General features: G+C 62.2%; 1 protein-coding gene. It reads right to left on the bottom strand.

Annotation, left to right across the window (positions count from 1 at the left end):
- Positions 1-697 precede the first annotated feature (697 nt).
- Positions 698-1,494, bottom strand: a 797-nt coding sequence (locus tag E1958_RS19470) for a glucose-6-phosphate isomerase (protein WP_481752906.1), incomplete at its 5' end; no start/stop codon positions are given.

The following is a 1,494-nucleotide window of genomic DNA, read 5'->3' as shown; positions in this document are numbered from 1 at the left end:
GCGGAGGCGCGAACCGCATCAAAGCAATCCTGAATGATTTGGCGTTGTTGGAGGATTCGACGTGTTGCGTTGCGATGCACCAAGGCCCGCATCGGATCGTCTGCCGGGTGGGTGCCGGCGTTTTAAAGCAACCTACACCCTTGCGGATCCAAAACGCTCATGCGACCGGGGTGTCTGGGAGGGGCGCGGCGGACGCGCAACCCACCCCTATGCGCTGTAGCCGCCTGGGGGGGGAAACTACGAATCGTGCGAATCGATCCGCAAAGATTCGGGTGATCCGTCGTTTTTCTGTGGTTGGGGTCCGTTCTTCGCCTCAGCCGACACGCCCTTTGCGTCCTTTGTGTCTTTGTGGTTCAGACTGTCCCGCTGTTGCTGGAAGCTGGCGACTGGGTAGGTAGTGGTTAATATTTAAATGATTTGTTGGGCACGCCGCCGTCCAAAGCTGCGGTTCGCGGCCTGCCCCTCGTCTGTTGTGCCTAGCTGTCCCTGAGGTGGTGGATAGGCCAGCACAGGCAGATATTCCTGGGGCGGTGGGCAGGCGCTCACCGCATCCTACCGGCTTTGCCCAACCTACGAGCTTCGCCCCTCTCCCACCGAGGGAGAGGGGCGGGGTGAGGGGATCCAAAAAGAGAGTGGTCAATGAACCGCTCCACGCTACCACTTGAAAATTTACCACGACCGCGACTGGTAGGCGGCATCAAGCCCCGCCTTCCCGGTGGTGCAGGAAATACTCGATCAACCCGTGGGTAGAGGTATCGTGCTCCGCGCTCACCTTGCCTGCTTCCAGCTCCTTCAGGATTACCCCTGCGAGCTGTTTTCCCAGCTCCACCCCCCACTGGTCGTAGGAATTGATGCCCCAGACCACGCCCTGGGTGAAGGTGCGGTGCTCATACATGGCGATCAGGGCGCCGAGGGTTCCGGGTGTCAGCCGTTCCATGAGGATGGTGTTGGTCGGCCGGTTGCCGGGGAAGGTGCGGTGGGGGGCCAACGCCTCGACGCTCGCGGGCGACATCCCGGCGGCCCGCATCTCGGCCTTGGCCTCGTCCTGGGTACGGCCACGCATCAGGGCCTCGGTCTGGGCGAAGAAGTTGGCCATCAACTTGGGATGGTGATCGCCCAGCGGGTTGTGGCTGTTGACTGGGGCGATGAAGTCCGCGGGAATTAGCTGGGTGCCCTGGTGGATGAGCTGAAAGAAGGCGTGCTGACCATCGGTTCCGGGCTCGCCCCAGACCACGGGTCCGGTGGTGTATGCCACAGGATCGCCCGCGCGCGTCACCCGCTTGCCGTTGCTCTCCATATCACCCTGCTGGAGGTAGGCCGGCAGGTAACGTAAGGATTGGTCGTAGGGCAGTACCGCGTGGGTGCGAGCGCCGGCGAAGTTGGCGTACCAGATCCCGATCAGTCCCAGCATGACCGGCAGATTCTCGCTTAAGTCCGCGGATCGGAAATGCTCGTCCATGGCATGGGCACCTTCCAGGAGCTCGCCGAAGCGGT

Origin of the sequence: Candidatus Thiosymbion oneisti, assembly GCF_004359955.1 — a bacterium.
Taxonomy (GTDB): Bacteria; Pseudomonadota; Gammaproteobacteria; order Chromatiales; family Chromatiaceae; genus Thiosymbion; species Thiosymbion oneisti.
Note: the sequence above shows the minus strand (reverse complement) of the source record. Positions and strands in the feature narration are given on the sequence as shown.